Origin of the sequence: Cobetia sp. 2AS, from assembly GCF_029846355.1 — a bacterium.
Classification (GTDB): domain Bacteria; phylum Pseudomonadota; class Gammaproteobacteria; order Pseudomonadales; family Halomonadaceae; genus Cobetia; species Cobetia amphilecti.
This window is the reverse complement of record NZ_JARWKQ010000001.1, coordinates 928,559-948,774: the sequence shown is the minus strand read 5'-3', so window position 1 is coordinate 948,774 and position 20,216 is coordinate 928,559. Positions and strand designations below refer to the sequence as shown.

General features: G+C 63.0%; 19 protein-coding genes. 9 read left to right on the top strand and 10 right to left on the bottom strand.

Features of this window, described 5'->3' with window-relative positions; translation table 11 throughout:
- Positions 1-93 precede the first annotated feature (93 nt).
- Complete coding sequence (locus QD356_RS04020) at positions 94-1,506, top strand: amidase (protein ID WP_192838064.1); 1,413 nt, start codon at positions 94-96, stop codon at positions 1,504-1,506.
- Between the two features lie 330 nt (positions 1,507-1,836).
- Positions 1,837-3,087 carry a PAS domain S-box protein gene (locus QD356_RS04015; RefSeq protein WP_192838063.1) on the top strand — a complete coding sequence of 417 codons (1,251 nt, stop codon included), beginning with the start codon at positions 1,837-1,839 and terminating at the stop codon, positions 3,085-3,087.
- A 129-nt stretch (positions 3,088-3,216) separates the two neighbouring features.
- Here QD356_RS04015 and QD356_RS04010 read toward each other — a convergent pair whose 3' ends face one another.
- Both QD356_RS04010 and QD356_RS04005 read right to left on the bottom strand, forming a co-directional pair.
- Positions 3,217-4,026, bottom strand: coding sequence for an SDR family NAD(P)-dependent oxidoreductase (locus QD356_RS04010; RefSeq protein WP_131431839.1), 810 nt, complete (start codon positions 4,024-4,026; stop codon positions 3,217-3,219).
- A 161-nt stretch (positions 4,027-4,187) separates the two neighbouring features.
- The gene (locus tag QD356_RS04005) at positions 4,188-5,174 is read right to left on the bottom strand and encodes a zinc-dependent alcohol dehydrogenase family protein (protein WP_192838062.1); all 987 of its coding nucleotides are present in this window, start codon (positions 5,172-5,174) and stop codon (positions 4,188-4,190) included.
- Positions 5,175-5,391: 217 nt separating this feature from the next.
- On the opposite strand from QD356_RS04005, the gene QD356_RS04000 reads away from it, so the two are divergent.
- Positions 5,392-6,294 carry a LysR family transcriptional regulator gene (locus QD356_RS04000; RefSeq protein WP_043332286.1) on the top strand — a complete coding sequence of 301 codons (903 nt, stop codon included), beginning with the start codon at positions 5,392-5,394 and terminating at the stop codon, positions 6,292-6,294.
- Positions 6,295-6,310: 16 nt separating this feature from the next.
- On the opposite strand, the gene QD356_RS03995 is transcribed toward QD356_RS04000, so the two are convergent.
- The 3 genes from QD356_RS03995 to QD356_RS03985 all read right to left on the bottom strand — a co-directional run bounded on the left by QD356_RS03995 (position 6,311) and on the right by QD356_RS03985 (position 8,292).
- On the bottom strand, positions 6,311-6,886 hold the full coding sequence (locus QD356_RS03995) for an HD domain-containing protein (protein WP_192838061.1): 576 nt from the start codon (positions 6,884-6,886) through the stop codon (positions 6,311-6,313).
- Positions 6,883-7,980, bottom strand: a complete 1,098-nt coding sequence (locus QD356_RS03990; protein ID WP_192838060.1) for a TauD/TfdA family dioxygenase — start codon at positions 7,978-7,980, stop codon at positions 6,883-6,885. Before QD356_RS03990 ends, QD356_RS03995 begins: the two co-directional genes overlap by 4 nt.
- Before the next feature lie 162 nt (positions 7,981-8,142).
- Complete coding sequence (locus QD356_RS03985) at positions 8,143-8,292, bottom strand: hypothetical protein (RefSeq protein WP_192838059.1); 150 nt, start codon at positions 8,290-8,292, stop codon at positions 8,143-8,145.
- On the opposite strand from QD356_RS03985, the gene QD356_RS03980 reads away from it, so the two are divergent.
- The 6 genes from QD356_RS03980 (at position 8,291) to QD356_RS03955 (ending at position 16,182) form a co-directional block, all read left to right on the top strand.
- Positions 8,291-9,271 (top strand): LysR substrate-binding domain-containing protein, encoded by a 981-nt coding sequence (locus tag QD356_RS03980; protein ID WP_192838058.1) that lies wholly within the window; start codon positions 8,291-8,293, stop codon positions 9,269-9,271. The genes QD356_RS03985 and QD356_RS03980 overlap by 2 nt on opposite strands.
- 293 nt (positions 9,272-9,564) lie before the next feature.
- The gene (locus tag QD356_RS03975) at positions 9,565-11,064 is read left to right on the top strand and encodes an ABC transporter substrate-binding protein (RefSeq protein WP_192838057.1); all 1,500 of its coding nucleotides are present in this window, start codon (positions 9,565-9,567) and stop codon (positions 11,062-11,064) included.
- A complete protein-coding gene (locus QD356_RS03970; protein WP_192838056.1) occupies positions 11,064-12,341 on the top strand; it encodes an alkaline phosphatase family protein in 1,278 nt (425 codons plus the stop codon). The genes QD356_RS03975 and QD356_RS03970 overlap by 1 nt, the downstream gene beginning before the upstream one ends.
- Before the next feature lies 1 nt (position 12,342).
- On the top strand, positions 12,343-13,287 hold the full coding sequence (locus QD356_RS03965) for an ABC transporter permease (RefSeq protein ID WP_192838055.1): 945 nt from the start codon (positions 12,343-12,345) through the stop codon (positions 13,285-13,287).
- Between the two features lie 7 nt (positions 13,288-13,294).
- Positions 13,295-14,194, top strand: coding sequence for an ABC transporter permease (locus QD356_RS03960; protein ID WP_043332303.1), 900 nt, complete (start codon positions 13,295-13,297; stop codon positions 14,192-14,194).
- Between the two features lie 23 nt (positions 14,195-14,217).
- Entirely contained in the window at positions 14,218-16,182 is a 1,965-nt protein-coding gene (locus QD356_RS03955; protein WP_225996401.1) for an ABC transporter ATP-binding protein, read from the top strand.
- Positions 16,183-16,574: 392 nt separating this feature from the next.
- Here QD356_RS03955 and QD356_RS03950 read toward each other — a convergent pair whose 3' ends face one another.
- From QD356_RS03950 to QD356_RS03930, 5 genes are all read right to left on the bottom strand, one after another.
- Positions 16,575-16,922, bottom strand: a complete 348-nt coding sequence (locus QD356_RS03950; protein ID WP_043332305.1) for a hypothetical protein — start codon at positions 16,920-16,922, stop codon at positions 16,575-16,577.
- 77 nt (positions 16,923-16,999) lie between these two features.
- Positions 17,000-17,338: a hypothetical protein gene (locus QD356_RS03945; RefSeq protein ID WP_043332307.1), complete on the bottom strand. Its 339-nt coding sequence runs from the start codon at positions 17,336-17,338 to the stop codon at positions 17,000-17,002.
- A 69-nt stretch (positions 17,339-17,407) separates the two neighbouring features.
- Positions 17,408-17,746, bottom strand: coding sequence for a hypothetical protein (locus QD356_RS03940; RefSeq protein ID WP_054555881.1), 339 nt, complete (start codon positions 17,744-17,746; stop codon positions 17,408-17,410).
- 66 nt (positions 17,747-17,812) lie between these two features.
- Positions 17,813-18,157, bottom strand: coding sequence for a hypothetical protein (locus tag QD356_RS03935; RefSeq protein WP_192838053.1), 345 nt, complete (start codon positions 18,155-18,157; stop codon positions 17,813-17,815).
- Positions 18,158-18,993: 836 nt separating this feature from the next.
- Complete coding sequence (locus tag QD356_RS03930; RefSeq protein ID WP_225996400.1) at positions 18,994-20,088, bottom strand: ADP-ribosylglycohydrolase family protein; 1,095 nt, start codon at positions 20,086-20,088, stop codon at positions 18,994-18,996.
- Between the last annotated feature and the right edge of the window lie 128 nt (positions 20,089-20,216).

The following is a 20,216-nucleotide window of genomic DNA, read 5'->3' as shown; positions in this document are numbered from 1 at the left end:
AGCACATCTCACGTGCCAAGAACGTCCCACGTGCGAGTACTTGATCACAGTACCTGATAGCCGGCACTTGATAGCCAATGGACAGGATCTGACATGACCCCAGCCTCTCTTCCCACGCAATTATCTGAATTGACCGCCACTGAGGCCCTGACGCTATTTCGCCAGGGTGAGCTCTCCCCTGTCGAGCTGACCCGGGATTGTCTGGAACGTATCGACACGCTCAACCCCAAGGTCAATGCCTTCGTGCATATCGCCCATGATGGGGCAATGAAGGCGGCGAAAGGCGCCGAAGCCCGCTGGATGAACGGCTCGCCCTGCGGCCCGCTGGACGGTGTACCGACAACGCTCAAGGACCTGACGCTGTCCCGGGACATGCCGACCCGATACGGCTCCGCCACCACATCACCCGACGGAGGCAGTGACGTCGATGCTCCCGTCGCCGCGAGCCTGCGCAAGGCAGGCGCCGTCTTTCTCGGCAAGACAGCCTCACCGGAGTACGGCTGGAAGGGAGTGACGGACAATCCCCTGCATGGCGTAACGCGCAATCCCTGGAACACCACGCTGACGTCGGGTGGATCCTCAGGCGGGGCTGGAGCAGCGGCCGCACTCAACCTGGGCATGCTCCATCAAGGAAGTGACGCGGGCGGTTCGATCCGCATACCCTGCAGCTTTACCGGCACCTTCGGCCTGAAACCCACGTTTGGCTGGATACCTCAATGGCCGACCAGCGCCATGTCGACACTCTCACACCTGGGACCGATGACGCGGACGGCGTCCGATAGCGCCCTGATGCTTGCCAGCATGGCAAGACCGGATGCCCGAGACGGATTGCTCGGCAATCCACATGGCATTGATTGGAATGCGCCACTCCCATTGTCTCTTGAAGGATGGAAAATCGCTTACAGCCCGACGCTTGGGTATGTCGACGTTGCACAGGACATACGCCTGCGAGTGGACGAAGCGGTCGCTCTACTCTCGAGACTGGGCGCTGACGTCATCGAGATAGACCCCGGGTTTGCCTGTCCCCTCGATATCTTCAATACCTTGTGGTTCGCGGGTGCCACCCAGGTGGTCGAAAAGATGACCGACAGCCAGCGAGAACAAATGGACCCGGGCTTGCTGGACATTGCAGAGCGAGGCAGCCACATTTCCTTGTCGCAATATCTGGCGGCAAGACGAGAGCGGACTGCACTTTGCGCACACATGCAATCCTTCCACGAGCAATGGGATTTGCTTGTCACCCCTACCCTGCCCATTTCACCCTTTGTCGCTGGGCACAACGTCCCACCCGGCGAGAAATACACTGACTGGATGGACTGGACGCCGTTCAGCTACCCCTTCAACCTGACCCAACAACCCGCGGCATCACTCCCCTGCGGATTGGATGACAATGGGCTGCCTGTCGGACTGCATCTGGTGGGAGGAAAATTCCAGGACATGAAAGTGATGCATGCTGCCATGTTGCTTGAAGAGATGCTTCCTGGACTTGTCTATCCCAAGCCCTAGCCAAGAGAAGTCCATCAACCAGCCGCCGAGCTTATGGCATGCCTCAAGCCTCTGGCTTCAGCTCGCTTCATACCTCACACCTCACACCTCACATCCCACATCCCACATCCCACATCCCACATCCCACCCCGCCCGAGCAATCGTGCGGGGCAAGCGTATTGATGAGGCCCCTGATACCCACATCATCAGGAATTTGATGCTAAAGATCTGCGCAGCCGTGTCGATAGAGGATTCAACAGTAAATAAACATTATTTCAGCACAATCGCATCAAAGATATCGACAGTCGGTGTACTGATTGATGCCTCCCCTCTCTTGCCAGGAACTCTCCCATGCTGCTCGATCGTGCCCAGGCCCTGCGCCGTGCGCTGGAAGACCACACTGCCTGCATCTTCTTTCGCCCGGATGGCAGCATTCTTGGCGCAAGCGACGCCTTTCTGTCAGCGACGGGCTATCGCCGTGATCAGGTCGTGGGGCAGCATCACCGCATGTTCTGCTCGAGCGAGGTCCATCAGGCCCCTGACTATCAACACTTCTGGCAACAGCTGGCCGCCGGCCATTCACGCGGTGGCACCTTCGAGCGACGCGATGCCAGAGGCGCGACCTTGTGGTTGGAGGCGACCTACCTGCCGGTCATGACTCGCCGCGGACGTGTGCGCTACATCATCAAGATTGCCCGCGATGTCAGTGAGCGTCACGAGAGCGCCAGCAGTCAGGACGCCATTCTCACCGCGCTCAACACCTCGATGGCAGTGATCGAATTCGCACCGGATGGCACCGTACTCAAGGCCAACGACAACTTCCTCAAGGTGATGGGGTATCAGGCCCATGACGTCATCGGGCAGCATCATCGTCGCTTCTGCGCTGACAGCTTCTATGAGGAAAACCCTGATTTCTGGCGCGAGCTGGCCAACAACAGCTTCAAGCAGGGGCGTTTTGCGCGCGTCACGGCCAATGGCAGCCCGATCTGGCTGGAAGCGACCTACAACCCGGTGCTCGATGCCCGCGGCAAGGTGGTTCGCGTCATCAAGTTCGCCAGCGATATCACCGCCGAGATGCAGCAGCATCAGGCCACGCGAGACGCCGTCACTGCCGCGCGCACCAGCGCCCAGCAGACGGAGACCATCGCCGCTGACGGCCTGACACAACTGGCGGCCGCCGTGGAGGATGTCACCCGCGCCGGTACGGAAGTCGCGACGGCGCGGCAGGTCATCGAGGCGCTCAATCATCATGTGAGAAGCATCAACCAGATGGCCGAAAGCATTTCCCACATTGCGCAGCAGACCAACCTGCTGGCCTTGAACGCGGCGGTCGAAGCCGCCCGCGCGGGGGATCATGGCAGAGGCTTTGCGGTGGTGGCCCATGAGGTTCGGCGCCTGTCACAGGCCACTACGCAATCCGCCGAGCAGATCAGCAAGGTATTGCGCGACAACACGGCCTTGATCCGCCATGCGGGCGAGCGCATGAACACCGTCGTCATCCACAGTGAAGCCGGCCAGCAGAGCGTCGATCAGACCCAGGCGGTCATCGCCGAGATCCTGGCCGGTGCCCGGCAGGTCAGCGCCGCGATCGATCGCCTCTGAGGCTTGCCTGCGCCATCCATCCGCCAGCCGTTGCATGCCCTTGCATACGACGACGCCCCGCCCACGCTGAGAGATCATCAGCATGAGCGGGGCGTCATATTGCAGCGTGACAGCGGTTCCCGGCGCGCTTCAGCCAGCCAGAGAGCCGAGCGTCTTCTCCATCGTCGCGACCACTTCACGGCACAGCGCATCATCGAGTGCGTCGGCGTGCGGCGGTGCGAATCGCTGGGCGTCGTTGTCGAAGTACTGACCATTGGCGCCGGCGAATTCCTCATCCAGTGCCGCACGCACCAGGATATCGGCACCGATACCCAGGTCCTTGCCCGGCACGCCGAAGCCTTCCTTGACCATCTTGCTGGCCAGCAGAGAGCCCGGGTTGACCGCGATCAGGATCGGCCCCTGGCCTTCCCAGTCCTGGGCGAGCGTGCGGGTCCACATGGTGATCGCGAGCTTGCTCTGGGCATAGGCCGCGTAGTGGTCGTTGAACGCGACCTCTCCGGTCAGCGCCTTCAGGTCCACGGAGGATTGAGCCGCCGAGGACAGGTTGACGACCCGCCCGGCCGGACGCAGTGCCGAAGCCAGTTTCTGGGTGAGCAGATAAGGGGCAAGGGTATTGACCACGAAGCGCAGGTCGAGACCGTCAGCCGTCACGACGCTGGGGGCCTGGAAAACACCGGCATTGTTGATCAGGACATCCAGACTGGCGTTGGCCGCCAGCACTTCGCTTGCCAGTGAATCGATGGCGGCCAGGTCGGACAGGTCGGCCACGAAACCGGCGACACGCTCAGCCCCTGCCAGCGCCGCAAGTTCGGCGACGACGCCATTGACCTTCTGCTCGCTGCGCCCGTGGATCAGCACGCGATGGCCGCGCTCCAGCAGGGCCTTGGCCGTGACCAGGCCGATGCCATCGGTAGAACCGGTGATAAGGATGGTTTTCATGCGCTCTCTCCTTGAAATGTCACACGACGCTTGAGACGCGAACGACAGGGCGTGCCGTATGGCCACACCCTGTCGTTCATCTGTGCCAGCGCAGTGTCAAAATGCTGCCGCCTGGATGGCTGGCGGGTCTCGCTATCAGGTCTCGCTAACAGACCTCGGCATCAGACCTCGACGATGACCTTGCCGGTTGCCTTGCCGCTGCCCAGACGGGCGTGGGCCTGGCCCACTTCCTCAAGCGGGAAGACCTGATCATCGATGATCGGCTTGAGCGCGCCGGCATCGGCGATACGCGCCATGTCGGCCAGAATCTCGTGGTGCTGCTGACGACGGAAGTCATGCAGCATCGGGATCAGCATGAAGACGACGTGCAGTGACAGGCCCTTGAAGTGCGCGGTGGACAGATCGATTTCCATGAAGGACACGGTCGTCGAGACATGGCCATTGAGCGCGGCAGCCTCGAAGGAGGTCGGCAGGTTGGCGCCGCCGACGGAGTCGAACACGATGTCGAAGCCCTTGCCATCGGTGTGCTTGGCCACATAGTCGGCGACCTGCTCATTGCGGTAATTGATGGCACTGGCACCCAGCCCTTCGACCAGCGTCTCGTGCTCATCACGGCCGACGGTAGAGGCGACGTCGGCACCGAAGTGACGAGCCAGCTGGATGGCGATATGACCCACACCGCCCGCACCACCGTGAACCAGCACCTTCTGACCGGCCTCGATGTTGGCGCGCTTGAGGCCTTCATAGGCCGTGATGCCGACCAGCGGCAGCGCCGCGGCTTCCACCATGCTCAGGGACTTCGGCTTGTGGGCGATCAGGCGGACATCGGCGGCGATATACTCGGCCAGGGTGCCCGGAAGGTCGGCCAGGCCACCAGCACAACCATAGACTTCATCCCCGATGGCGTAGCCTTCGACGCCCTCGCCCACGGCTTCGACGGTACCGGCGAAGTCCATGCCCAGCAGCGCCGGCAGTGCCGGAGACAGCGGCAGCTCAGGGCCCATCTCGCGAATCATGGTGTCGACGGTATTGATGCTGGTGGCGGCGATGCGCACCAGTACCTGACCTGCCGCCGCTTGGGGCTTGGCGATTTCCGCCGCTTCGAACACCTCGGGACCACCGAATGATTTGACGAGCATCGCTTTCATGAGTCTGTCTCCTGCGTGGATGTGGAGCCAGCATAATTGTCATGTGCCTGAATGATAAACGGCGATAAACTACAATCAGTTTATTGGTTTTATTGAAAGTAATGGATGTGTTGGACGTATTGGGCGTATTGAACGTCACGAACATTGCGCCAAGCCGTTGCTGGCGTGCCTCTCGCCATCGGGAGCCACGCACGTCGACGCAAATGAGGACACCCGCATGAATCTTGAGCACCTGAAGCTGTTCGTCCGTCTGGCCGCCGTGAACAGCATCAGTCAGGCCGGCGAGGACCTGGGGCTGTCGCCCGCCGTCGCCAGCTCTCACCTGCGCAAGCTCGAGGACAGTCTGGGGGTGCGCCTGTTGCATCGCACCACGCGTCATGTGGCACTGAGCGAAGAAGGCCGTGCCTTTCTCCCCCATGCAGAGGAGGTGCTGATCAGCGCCGAGGCCGCGCGGGCTGCCGTCGGCATCGGGACGACCTCCCCCAGCGGCACCTTGCGCATCACCGCTTCCGCCTCCTTCGGGCGCATGCACCTGGTGCCGGGCCTGGCCGGCTTTCTCGAGCGCTGCCCTGATCTGGAACTGGACCTGCGCCTGACCGACACCATCGTCGATCTGGTCGAGGGCGGCTTTGACATCGCCATCCGCAACTCCGCCCTCAAGGATTCCAGCCTGATCGCCCGGCGCCTGGCACCGGACAAGCGCATTCTGTGCGCCTCGCCGGACTATCTCGCACGCCATGGCACGCCGACGCACCCCTCGATGCTGCACGAACACGAATGCCTGACCCTGATCGGCATGGACCAGTGGTGCTTTCAGTGCGAGAACGGCGTCGAGCCGATTCGGGTCAAGGGGCGTATCCGCACCGACAATGGCGAAGCCGTTCGTGACGCCTGCGCCGCTGGCCTGGGCATCACCCTGTCCTCGACATGGAGCATTTACCGCCACCTGGCCGAAGGCAGCCTGGTAGAGGTGCTACCCGAGACGCCCTTGATCAGCGAGACCGGCATCTGGGCGGTCTATCCCAGCAACCGCCAGCTGGCCCCCAAGGTGCGCGCCTTCCTGGACTACTTCTCCGAATACTTCGGCAGCCCGCCCTATTGGGATGTCCAACAGGGCTGAGGCACCGGAAAGCCCGTCATCCCGCCACCAGCACCCAGCGCTGAAGCATCGGCTTGTAGTAAGCGAAGTCCGACGTCTGCATGCCGGCCACCTTGGCGGCATCATCCAGGCGCCGCACCTTGAGAATGGCCGCAAGCTGGGTCAGCTGGGCAAAGGCCGCGGCCTCGTGCGGCTCCATCGCCCCGCCCTGCAGGGCCAGGCTATCCAGCGAGGCCTGTGACAGACAGGCGCGATAGCTCGGCTCCACCGCGACCAGATAGCGCTTGGCCGCCACGTGCTGGCGTACCGGCTCGACGATCTCGGCCGGGAAGAAGCGCGCCAGCCAGTCGGCACCGCTGACCTGATGACGATTGTCCTGGCCGTTCATCAAGACCTCCGGCGGCAGCGCATTGGCGTAATGCCCCACGTCATGCAGCAAGGCGGCCAGAATCACCGACTCGGATTCCCCCTGCTGTTCGGCCAGATGCGCCGCCTGCAGCATGTGCTCGGCCATGGTCACCTCCTCGCCCAGATAGGAGTCCGCACCGTGCAGAGCGAAGATGTCCTCGATCAGGCCGACGATGCCCTCGGCGTTGGCAGGCTGCGTGATCATCGGGCGTTCTCCAGCAGGTTGAGAGTGGAATACAGACTGTCGAGATCGGCGTAGGCGCCCTGCAGATGACGATTGCCACCGGCCACGAAGGCGGTACGGGCATGCATCACGCGACTGTTGTCGAACAGCAGGCAGTCCCCCGGGGTAAGGCGCAGGCGCGTGGCCTGCTCCGGCTGACCGATCACGCGCGCCCAGTCGTGATAGGCACGATAGAAGGCGCGTTGCGCCTCAAGCGGCAGCGGCAGCGAGGCGATGGAGCGGTTGTTGTAACGCACTTGGCGGATGTTGCCCTTGTGATCGGTCTCGATGAACGGCACCCAGCTTCTGAGATCGGCATGGTCCGAGTCATGGAAACGGAACGGCACCCGCGTGCGCGTCAGCAGCGCGAAACTCTCGGGCGCCAGTTCGCGCAGGCGCTCGGCGGCGGCGAAGCCATCCACCAGCAGGGTCTGGCCGCCTTCCACCTCGTTGCTCAGGCAATGCAGCAGCTGGATGCTCGGCGCCGGATCACGATAGGGATTGTCGGTATGCGCCCCGAGCCCGAGATTGCTGAAGGCGAGATTGCTCGGCGAAACCTCGGTGCGGACATCGAACAGCTTGCCGTAATTGGTTTCGCGTACATACCCGAACTGCTCGATCACCTCGAGCACCTTGCCCGGCTCGACAGGCACGCCACGCAGGCACACCACCCCGGTGTCACGGACCCAGGCCAGCGCCTTGCGACGTGCCTCTCCCCCGGCGATGACATCGGCCCACTCGACCCGGGCGACCGAGAACTCGCTGCCCTGCCACAGCGTTTTGTGCGCACTGCTGCGCTCATCGGGAAAGCCGGTACTCAAGGCGGCCAGCTCATCGACGCCGTAGCGAATCTCGCGTGCATTGCTCAGTGTCACTCGCAGGACGTCGCCCTCCTCAAGCGCCGCCTCGCTGATGGCGGCGTCCCAGTCGAGGTCGAGCACACTGTCCAGACGCTGGCCATTGGCATGGCGACGAGCGGGGTCATGGTCTTGCAGCCACAGCACATGCTGGGCAAGGGTCTGGCCATCATCCAGAGTCAGGTGAAGCTGTTCGGCGTCAAACGCGAGGCGAGGCATGCAGAGTCTTCCTGTCTGTCGAGTGCGATCACAAGCCGCAAGGCACGGCATGACGAACGGGTGTGGCTGGCGCTCATGTCAAACGAGCGATACGCCAGTGGATGCCCGCCATGCTAGTGAACGCAGACCCGCGGCCATAGCGAGACTTTCTGGCGGCGAGCCTTAGTTTTTATGCGCGCAGACTGTCATGTCATCGTCATGCACGGCTGCAAGAATGAGCGCCCGGCCGCGTGCCGCGGCAGGATCTGCAGTCATGGCTTCAGCACCAGCCGCCGATGCGGCGACTGGCTCAGTCAAGCTGGAGTTCTGCATGTCGCGTCCTGCCTATCACCCTTCCCAGCGCCTCGCTCAGCGCCTGCCCCCCTTCAATGCCCTGACCGCCTTCGAGGCCACCGCCCGCCTCGGCAGCCTGACCCGCGCCGCCGCCGAACTGTGCATTACCCAGGGCGCCGTCAGTCAGCGCGTCAAGCAGCTGGAAGACTTCCTCGCGGTCAGCCTGTTCGTGCGCCGCGGCAATCGCATCGAGCTGACCGATGAGGCGCATGCCTATCTGCCGCTGGTCAGTGGCGTGTTCGAGACCCTCAAGCGCGGTACCGCCACCCTCTTCCAGCACGATGAGCAACAGAGCCTGACACTGCGCTCCAATCACAGCTTCGTCGAATACTGGCTGATCCCCAGGCTCAAGGACTTCCAGCGCCTGCATCCGAACATCCAGGTCACGGTGCTGCCGCACAACCAGGTACTCCCGGACGAGCAGCCCGACGTCGATATCGAGATCATCAATGGCTACGGCGGCTGGTGTGGGCGCGAGTACGAGAAACTGGCCGATGAGCAGTGGGTCGTCGTGGCCAGCCCCACCTTCCTGCACCACTCCCTCGCCCCCAATGCCTCGCCCGCGAGCCCACTCGACGAGCTGGCCCGCGCGCCACGAATCGAGTGCATCGGCTACCGCGAAAGCTGGCTGGACTGGTTCCGCCTGCAGAAGTTTCGCGGCCACATCCCGCCGGCCGGCCTCAAGTTCGGCAATGCCAGTCTGGCGATTGCCGCGGCGCTCGAGGGGCATGGCTTCCTGCTCGTCCGCCAGTCCTTCGTGATGGACCTGATCAAGAACGGACGCCTGCAACTGGCGCACACCTTGCGCATGCCCAGCACCAGCAGCCAGTACCTGCTGGTATCTCCGGAGCGCCGCCATGCCCCGGCGGTCAACGATTTCTGTGCCTGGTTGCGCAGCACCATGCACACCTCTCAGGCCAATCCTGTCACCAGCGAGATGCCCTCTCAGCCCCGCTAGCACGGGCAGCAAGACGCGAGCCTCAGAATTTCTAAGGCACAGTCGCAGTTTTTGTTGCGGCCAACGGTCGCCATCTGTCACGGAAACGTCATCATCTGCGCCAAAGATGACGCCTCAAGACGACAGCGCTGACGCAGTTCGACCGTCCCGGCGGGCTGTGCCACGAGCCATCCAACGGCCTGCCTGTCGGCCTGACCCGGTCTTGCGGAACCTGCCTTGCTGTCCCTGCCGACCGTGCCTGACGACCGCCCCTGACTACTGTCCCTGACCGTTGCCCTTGCCTGGAGCCTGACATGAAGAAGCCCTTGATCGCCGCCATCGGCCTTGCCGCCTTCGCCCAACTGGCCGTCCCCCAGCTGGCCCTTGCCGAGACACTGCGCACCCCGCATTGGGTCGAGTTCAGTGGCAAGGAGTCGCTGGACCCCATCTCCCCGACGCGCTTCTACTCGGCCAACCAGCTGATCTACAGCCGCCTGGTCCGTCAGGGCAGCAAGGGTGAGCCGGTGTCGGACCTGGCCTCCGAGTGGCAGGCCAACCCCGCTGCCGATGAGTGGACCTTCACGCTGCGTGACGGGGTCAGCTTCCACAACGGCAAGGCGCTGAGCGCAGATGACGTCATCTACAGCTTCACGCGTCTGCTCGACCCCGAGCGCGATGCCCCGGCACGTGCCGCGCTGTCAGTCATCGAGGATGTCAGCGTCAATGAGGCCGGCCAGATCGTGTTCCGCCTCAGCCAGTCCCATGCTGACCTGCCGATTCTGCTGATGGATTACCGCGCCAAGATCGTGCCGGTCGGCTTTGATGACGACACCTCACTGCAGGGCATCGGCACCGGCCCCTTCAAGCTGGTCGAATTCGATCCGCAGGGCACCACCACCTTCGAAGCCTTCGCTGACTACTGGGAAGGCGCACCGAAGCTGGATGGCATGGACCTGATCGGCATTCCCGATGACAACGCCCGCACCCAGGCATTGCTGGCCGGCCAGATTGACTGGTCGGGCTGGAACGGCGTCAACGCCCAGCAGCTGCGCCTGTTCTCCAGCAACCCGGCCTACCACTACGACTCCATCGCCACCGGCGACTGGCGTGGCATGGTGTTCCGCGCCGACGACGAGGTCTTCCAGGATGTGCGCGTGCGCCGTGCGCTGCGTCTGGTGGCCGACCGTGAAGAGATGGTCAACCTGCTGTTCGGCAAGGGCGGCGCCACCATTACCTGTGACAACCCGGTCTGGAATGGCGATCAGTACAAGCTGGTGCAGCAATGCCCGCAGGACCTCGACACCGCTCGCAGCCTGCTGAGCGACGCGGGGTATGCCGATGGGCTGGAGATCGACGTCTACACCAGCGGCGTCGACAACTACTTCCGCCCGATGACGGAGCTCTACCAGCGTCAGGCAGCCGAGGCCGGCATCACCGTCAACGTGCACAACGTGCCCGCGGCGGATTACTGGAACACCGCCTGGATGAAGAAGCCGGCCTTCACCGCGGCCTGGGGCCAGCGCCCGACCGATCAGGTGCTCAACGAGATCTTCCAGAGCGAGGCCAACTGGAACGAGTCGGCCTACAAGAATCCCGAATTCGATGCCCTGCTCGCCAAGGCGCGCGCCACCCTGGATGACGAAGCTCGCACCGAGCTCTATCACCAGGCCCAGGCACTGCTGACCGAGACCGGCGCGACGCTGATTCCCTTCCACCTCAACAACAACCGCGTCATGAAGCGTGAGGTGCATATCCCGGTAGTCGAGCACTTCGCGATTCGCTGGCACCAGGTCGACAAGCAGGGAGAGAGCTGATGTCCCGCCCTGGCCTGATCCTGATTCTGATGGACGGCATCAGCAGTCAGCGCTTCGCCGAGACACGGGCACGCCTGCCGCATCTCGATGCCCTGGCCAGAGGCGGCCTGCTGATCGAGCGCCTGGGTGCCGATACCAATGCCAATTCGATGCCCGCGCGAGCGGGCATCCTGACCGGGCAACCGGCTCAGGTGCACGGCATCTACTCAAACGGTATCTATTCCAACGGCATCCATTGCCTCGGTTCTGAGACGGAGACGGAGTTTGCGTCTGCTACAGGGACTGAGACGGATAGCGACTGTCACGCCTCAGACGCCAGCGCCACTGCAGGGCATTTTCGTCCAGCAGCGGTCGAGGACCTGCGTGGCGAGACCCTGCTCGAGGCCGCGCGCGCGGCAGGACTGCGGGTGGCCAGCCTCGGCTTCGGGCTGGCCCGCCCCGAGAGCTGCGACTGGTATCTGTCGCCCTGGTGGGAGGAAGGCGACCTGCGCGCCAAGGGTATGACCGCGCCGCGCCTGAATCACTGGGATGCCCGCAATGACGCCCTGATGCGCGCGATGAGCAATGACCAGCAACTGCTCAACGAGGCGCTGTCGCTGATCGAGCGCGAAACGCCAGAGCTGGTGCTGCTCGAACTCAACACTCCCGATTACTGCCTGCATGTGCATGGCAATGATGATGCCCTGGTCGATGGGGCCCTGATGATGGTCGATGCCCAGCTCGGCAGCCTGCTGGCCGGCCTTGAAGCCATCAACAAGCGCGAGGCCTACCACCTGTGTGTCTTCAGTGATCATGGTCATGCCCCGGTCCAGCGGGCGCTGGTGGCAGACCGCCTTCTACCGGATGTCGCGCTGCAATGTGATGGTGGCCTGTTGCTGGTGGCCTGTGACGATGACGAACGCCAACGCGAGCAGGCCGCGCGCCTGGCCGAGTTTGGCGTCACGCCGCTCGCGGCATCCGACTTCCTGCCCCCGGACGTGAAGCATATCCAGCTCTATCAGGCACCGCCGGGCATGAGCTTCGAACCCGCCTGCAAGCATGCCCATCACGCAGAGCTGGTGGCGGCGCCCGGCTATGTCTCCACACACGGTTTCGGCCCCGGCGCCATGTCGGACCAGCGCTTCGCCATTCTGCATGGCCCGTCAATCACTGCAGGTGAGCGTCTTGAGCTCGAGTCACTGGCCCTCCACCCGCGCCTGCGTCAGGTGCTGGGCCTGCCGCCCCTCGGTGAGGCTTCGACGCCACAGCGGGCACGCGATCTTCAAGAGGTGAGCTGAGATGTGGGCAATGATGTTGCAGCGCTGCCTGTATGGCGGCTTCACGCTGGTCTTCGTGGCCTGCGTGGTGTTCTGGGTGATCGAGATGCTGCCCGGCGACTTCTGCGTCAACTATCTGGGACGCAGCATGACACCGATCAATCTCGCCCAGTGTCGCGCCGAGCTTGGCTTGGACACGCCGGTGACGACACGCTTCGTCAGCTGGTGGGGGCAGTTGCTGAGTGGTGATTTCGGCACCTCGCTGACCAGTCGTGCACCGGTCAGCGATACCCTGATGCCGCGTCTGGCCAACACCTTGCTGCTGGGCGGCATCGCGACCGTGATGGCCATTCCGCTGGCCATCCTGCTGGGGCTGATCGCGGCGCTCAAGCGCGATAGCTGGATCGACTCCAGCCTCTCCAGCCTGGTGCTGATCGCCATGACGGTGCCGGAATTCATCAGCGCCACCCTGCTGACCCTGGCCTTCGCCATCTGGCTGCCGTGGTTCCCTGCCATCACCGTGGCCGGTGCCAACGAGAGCCTATGGAACCTGCTGCCCGGTGTCTGGCTGCCCGCCATCACGCTGGCGCTGGTGGCCATGGCACACATGATGCGCATGACCCGCTCCAACACCATCAGCGTGATGGACAGCGACTTCATGAACATGGCGCGTATCCGCCAGCTGCCGCGCTGGCGTCTGGTGATCCGCCATCTGGCACCGGCCGCCCTGCTGCCGACCATCAGTCTGGCCGCCATGACCATCGCCTGGCTGCTGGGCGGCGTGGTGATCGTCGAACAGGTCTTCAACTATCCGGGGCTGGGGCGCCTGATGATCTCGGCCATCAATGACCGCGACATGCCGGTGGTGCAGGCCTGCGCACTGGTGCTCTCCGTCACCTATGTGCTGTCCAATCTGGTCGCCGACATGCTGGTCATCGTGCTCAATCCCAAACTCAAGACAGCCTGAGTCACTCATGAACGCTTCTTCCTCGACGACCGCACGCGGCCCGCGACTGGCCCTGGCCAGCCTGCCGGGTCAACACACCCTGGCGCTGCTGTGGGCCAATCGCCAGGGCCGCCTGGGCCTGGTGTTGATCGGCCTGCATCTTCTGCTGGCCGTCGCTGGCCGCTGGCTGGCGCCCCATGACATCTCTGCGGGTGACAGTCTCGCCTCGCTGCTGCCCCCCAGTGCCGAACATTGGCTGGGCACCGACCAGCTCGGCCGCGATGTCCTCAGCCGCACCCTGGCCGGGGGCCGCGAGGCCATCTACACCTCGCTGCCGGCCGCCGTGCTGGCCGTGGTATGGGGCAGCGCCTGCGGCATGCTGCTGGCCATCATCGGCGGGCGGGTCGAGAACATCGCCATGCGCCTGGTGGACGCCCTGCTGTCGATTCCCTGGCTACTGTTCCTCTTGCTGGTCATCGGCGTGATGGGCCCCGGCCCGCTGGTCTTCATCCTGACTCTGGGCATCTTCTATGGCGTGGCGGTGGTGCGCGTGATGGTCACGGCGTGCCGCGAAGTGCTGTGCCTTGACTATATACAGGCCGCACGACTGCGCGGCGACAGCCTGATGCGTCTTCTGTGGCGCGAGATCAAACCCAACGTGCTCGACACCATCCTCGTCGAGTTGGCGATGCGCTGGTCCTGGGCATTGCTGGCCTTCAGCTCGCTGTCGTTTCTCGGCTTCGGCGTCTCCCCACCGACCCCGGACTGGGGGCTGATGGTCGCCGATGGCCGCGGCTTCATGTCGTTTGCGCCCTGGGCCGTGCTGCCGCCCATCGTGGCGCTGTCCAGCCTGATCATCGCCATCAATCTGGTCGCCGACACCCTGGCCAAGACACTGGGCATCGACCGTGCGGGGCGCCCCGAATGATTCCGAACTCCAAAGGTGACGCCATGACGGACAACGCCGTGATCCGCGTTCGCGATCTCAACATCGGCTTTCATGATCGCCAGCAGACCTGGCGACCCGTGCTGCGCGGTATCGATCTGAGCCTGGGCCAGGGCGAGATTCTGGGTCTGGTGGGCGAGTCCGGCAGCGGCAAGAGCACCTTGGCCACGGCCATGCTGGGTCTGTTGCGTCGGGGCAGCCTGGTGCGCACCGGCGAGGTGAGTGTCGCCTTACCTGCGCCCGCCTCTGGCTCCACTTCTGCCATTGCCTCTACTTCTACTTCTACTTCTACTTCTACGAGTCATGACCCTCTTCACGACGAGCACCGCCAGCTGAGCTTTCATCATCAACCGGGGCGCTGGCTGGGCGAACTCAGGCTCGGGCTGGTATCCCAGCATGCCGAAAAGGCCATGACGCCTCACCTCACGCTCGGCAGCCTGCTGTGCGAGACGCTGTTGTCACAGGGCGTGAAAGGCAAGGCGGAACGCGAACAGCAGGCCGTGGCATGGCTGCGACGCGTCCACCTCCCTCATCCCGAAATGCTGATGCAGCGCTATCCGCACCAGCTTTCCGGCGGACAGCAGCAACGCGCCAGTCTGGCGCTGGCCCTGGCGCAACGCCCACGAGTGCTGGTGATGGATGAGCCGACCACCGGACTGGATGCCAGCACCCAGAATGAGATTCTGGCGCTGTTGGCCTCGCTGCGCGCTGAGCTGGGCATGAGCATCGTCTTCGTCAGTCATGATCTGGGCGCGGTATCTCACCTATGTGACCGAGTAGCGGTGATGTACGCCGGTCAGCTGGTGGAGGTCGCCGCGACTCGCGACTTCCTCAACGGCCCGCGCCACCCCTATGGTCACGCGCTGCTGGCCGCGACGCCGGGCAGTCAGTGCTATCGACCTGACGCCGCGCTGGAAGGCACGCCCCCCCTGGTGGGAAGCGCCATCAAGGGCTGTGCCTTCGCACCGCGCTGTCCGCGCGCAAGTGTAACGTGCCGTGACAGCGTGCCGAGCTGGCAAGGCCGCTACGCCTGCCATTATGCGCTGGAAGGTCACGCAATGGCGGCAAAGGAGAGCGGGAAAAGTGCGGAAAGACCCCAAAATACGAAAAGTGACGCAACGGACGATGAGCGGGCCGATCGCGTCAAGAACGACTCGCAGTCAGCCACGAGGCAGGACGTCGCGCCGCTGCTGGCCGTGGAATCGCTGAACCTGTGCTATCGCATGCCCGGCTGGCTGGCGCGCCTGCGCGGTGAAACGCCGGCGCTCACCGTCAGCGATGTGGCATTCTCGCTCCAGCAAGGCGAGACGCTGGCCTTGATCGGCGAATCCGGCAGCGGCAAGACCTCGATCCTCAAGGCGCTGGCCGGCCTGCTCTCCCCCGTCTCCGGACAGCTCAGTCTGCGTCAGGAGTCCTTGGCGGGATTGGTCGCCGAGCGGCGTCCGGTGCAACGTCAGAAGATCCAGTACATCTTCCAGCATGCCAGCACGGCACTGAATCCTCGTCTGACCGTGTTCGAATCTCTCGCACCGGTGCTGTCTCGCTGGTTCGATCTCAAGGGCGATGGCGCCCGCCAGCGTGCCCAGTCGCTGCTGGAAGAAGTTCGCCTGCCCGCGCTCTATCTGGACCGCCTGCCCAGCCAGCTGTCAGGGGGCGAGCAGCAGCGCGTCGCCATCGCCCGCGCGCTGGCCGCCGAGCCCGACATCCTGCTGTGTGATGAGATCACCTCGGCGCTGGATGTCTCGGTTCAGGCCGCCATCATTCGCCTGCTGCAACGCCTCAAGCGTGAGCGCGGCCTGAGCCTGGTCTTCGTCACCCATGACCTGGGGCTGGTCAGTCATTTCGCGGACCGCGTACTGGTGCTGCGCAATGGCCGCACCGAGCATCTGGGAGATGTCGCAAGCCTCGCCACAGGGGACCTGCCGCCCTATGTGCAAACCCTGATGGAGGCCAAGCTGGTCGCGGCATGACCCGCCTGCCTGTCCCACCTTTCTGTCCCGCCTGCCTCTCCCTGCTGCCTCTCCCTGTTGCCGATCGCCGCTGCTGATTACCTTCATGCAACGAAAAAAGCCCACCAATGGCGGGCAGGGAATGTCGGGACAGGACATTCAGGACAGGAAAGCGTTTGAGCAAGGGCTCTGCAGTTGACGACGAGTGCGCATTTCCACACTGGCTTCCACTCAGCCAAAACACTTGCTCAAGCGTTCTTCTCTCTCACGTATTCTTCTCTGGGACACTGACCATCATGACGCGACACGATGGTCAGTGGGTCCATTCAGCAACTGACAGGGGCAAGTCGATGGCATATCGGCATCCTTGGCTGTCTTGCAGAGTCGGAGGATGTTCATCCGCCAACGAGAGATCATGCGCTTTCGTTCAAGGCATGCTCGACGCGTGTAGCAGAGACACTCTTGCCGGCATCGTTGACGTAATCAGCCGAATCGCTCGCCAGTGCACGGGTGGTGCCCTGGATGCCGGCGTTGCTGATGGACTTCTGGACGCGGCTGGCAGCGACACTCATGCCGGTTTCCACGGCGTCATCGTGATGCAGCGCGGCTTGCTGAGTCACCGGCTGTGCCTGGCCCATGATCACGCGATCACTGAGGGTGGCACGGACGCGGGCATCGGCTTCGCTGTCATTGGCAGAGGCCACGCCAGTGGCGGCAACGGACAATGCGGCAATGGCAAATAGAGACTTGAGGGATTGCATGGGGGTTCTCCTGTCGAAAAAGGTCATGTCAGTGCAGACACCTGGCCTGCAAGCGCCTGACGCAGACGTCGGGCGTCTCAGACGTTGACGTCGCTCACGGCGTGGCGAACACGGGTGCCGGCAACGCTATCGCCGGAATCATTGGCGACATCGAATTCCTGCAGATGGATGGAACGATCATGGCCACGGATCTCGTCGTCACCGGACGCCACCTGGAAACGGCCAGCAGCGGTGCTCATGCCGGTTTCCGCGAAGGTCGCCTGGGCGGTCGGAGCTTGCTGGGCAGAGCCATGGATGACGCTGTCACTGACGTTGTGCTGGACGCGCTTGGCGGCCGGGCTATCGTCGGCGGCGAAGGACGCAGTGCTGACGGTGGCGAGTGCGGCAGCGGCGATCAGAGTCTTGAGAGTGTTCATGGTGTATCTCCTCGATAAAAAGCAAAGCGATGATCAGACCCGGCAATCCAGGTCAGGCTTGACGGTGGCTCAGACGTTGCTGTCATTCAGGGCGTGCTGAACGCGAGTCGCTGCGACACTCTTGCCGGCATCGTTATCGAATGCCTGGCTGGCAGTGGCCACGGTGTGCGACTGACCATGGATGCGATCAGCACTGATGGACTGCTGAATGCGACCTGCCGCGACGCTCATGCCGGTTTCCGCGAAGCTGGCTTGCTGGGTAGCGGCTGACTGAGCGGTGCCGACGACGACGTCCTGGCTGATGGACTGCTGGACACGCTGGGCGGCCGGGCTGTCATCCGCGGCGAAGGTGGCGGTGCTGACGGTAGCGAGAGCGGCGGCGGCGATCAGAGTCTTGATGGTTTTCATGATGAATCTCCTCGATGAACAAAGTGGTCAGTGGGCGTGAGTGCCCGGGCAAGACGGCTGAATGGCTCAGACGTTGCTGTCGCTCAGGGCGTGCTGAACGCGGGTAGCGGCGACACTCTTGCCGGCGTCATTTTCGAAGGCCTGCTCGCGGCTGACGGTGGCAACACCCTTGCCTTCAATGGCGGACTGGTGGAGGGCAGTCTCGACACGACCCGCGGCAACGCTCATGCCGGTATCGGCGAAGGTGGCCTGGGCAGTCGGTGCCTGCTGGGCAGTGCCGACGACGACGTCCTGGCTGACGGACTGCTGAACACGCTGTGCGGCCGGGCTGTCATCCGCTGCGAAGGAGGCAGTGCTCACGGTAGCGAGAGCGGCGGCGGCGATCAGAGTCTTGAGGTTCAGAGTTTTCATGATGATTTTCCTTTGCTTGTCCTGGGCGATGTTGCCCTTGTGATGTCGTGTGCAGTCTCGGCTGCACCCGCCTAACTTGTTAACAGACTAATGATTATTGCGCTATCACACTAGCCGTGTCGCTGGCAGCTCACTGTTTCCATCAAAGAACCAGATTGCGATGCCTTGTCATTGCCTCGGTACCCGCAAGTGATGAAGTCCCTCACCACGCAAAACCCTTGAAAGCTTTTTGCATCACTTCTGTACAATCATGAAGGTGCATGTCGCCAGTGATCGAATGTCGATCAGTCACTCAGGTCTGCTCCGGTACCGCTGCCTGACGCTTCAACTTTGGTCGCGATCATGAGGAAGGTATTCGTCAGCAGCGCGTCTTCCTGCCCTGCTGAAACCCTCACCGTTGTGCTTGTAGAGTATTACGCTTGCGCCAACGGGTTGGATGCACGCCATCTTCAAAAAAGTGGAAGGCGTCTTGACAGGCGCCAGCCATCGACCGAATCCAGACTGCCGTTTCGTGCAATGTGGAATGAGCGCATTGTGGACGAAACCCGTCACACGACATATCCCTCCACTGGAACAGCATTGATTCCAACAGCGAACCAATGCGTCACTCACCTGACCAGCTGAACAGACACTCATCTACGACTTTGGTAATAAGCATAGTGTTATCAACCGCTTACGAAGCCCGTGGACGCCCTCTCAAGTCACCTGTTTCAAGCACTCCCTGCGCCTCTGCGCTCCCCTTGCATCGCGACGGGCGATGAAAACTGTTGTCCAGACACGAAAACGCGGAGCCATTGGAAGATGGCTCCGCGTTTTTCATGCTGCTGCACCGCGATTCAATAGCCCGGGTATTTCTCCCAGGCCCACTTTCTATCCTTGCCACCACCATCGGTGTAGATCTCCCAGCGGGGGCAGTCGTGCAGGTCTTTGGCGATCTCGCCGATGACGTCACGCAGTTCAAGTGGCGCCAGCCAGTCACTCGGTATCGCCTCCTCGCCCCATTGCGCCCCGAGCAGATTGCCCGTGATGGCCCCGGTGGAATCCGAATCCCCGGCGTGATTGACCGCGAGCTGAATCGCAGAGCGGAAATCCCGGGCAGTGAGCGCGCAGTAGACAGCGATTGCCAAGGCTTCTTCCGCGATCCACCCCAGCCCCAGCAATACCACTGCGGCCGGCGCCGACGTCTCGGACTCGGCCAGTGCGCGGGCTTGCTCCAGGGCCTGCAGGGTGTCATCACAGCCCGGCTTGCGCTCGAGAATACGCAGGGCATGCGCGAGTGCCTGTGCCATCGAATCCCCCGCCACCAGACACTGAATAATCACCGCCAGCACGCCGCCGGTCAGCTGGCCGGTGACGTGCCCATGGGTCAGCGCACAGACCTCTTCCCCGAGCTCGAAGCACATCTCATGGGAGGCTCCCATCGCATGCGCGAACAAGCCGACAGGTGCCACACGCATCACCCCACCACAGCCCTTGCTGTCGTTCTGCGCCTTGTCACCGTAGGCACGCATCTGCTTGAGCGCTGACAGGCATGTCATGCCCGGGGCGCGCCGCGAATGGAGCTCGCGTTGCTTGATCAGCCAGCCACTGTCCAACAATTCCTGCTCGGTCTCCTGCCGCGCGGGTTCGCCCTGGGTGTAAAGCCAGCGCTCGTAGGCGCTGCTGACCAGACCACTTTGCGTCGTGATGCCTCTCAAGCAGCCACGTACATGACTGCGCAGCAGGCCCTCGGCAGTAAACAGCGTCATCTGCGTATCATCGGTAATCCGCCCCAGCCCACCATAGGCCGGTGCATAGTCGGCTATTCCATCACTGCCGAAGCGCGCCTGGATCTCCTCGTGCGACAGGAATTCCACCGCCGCCCCCAGGGCGTCACCCACCGCACCACCCAACAGGCAACCACGAAACCGCGATGTCATCTCAAGCGTCATGTGCCCCTCCCCTGCGTGACCTTCAGGTAACGTCAGCCACCCTCAATACGCCTTACGCTATCAGCATCTGCGCATTTGCTGAAAAGCCGGCTCAACCTATGGTGCGCATAATCAGGCAGAACTGGATA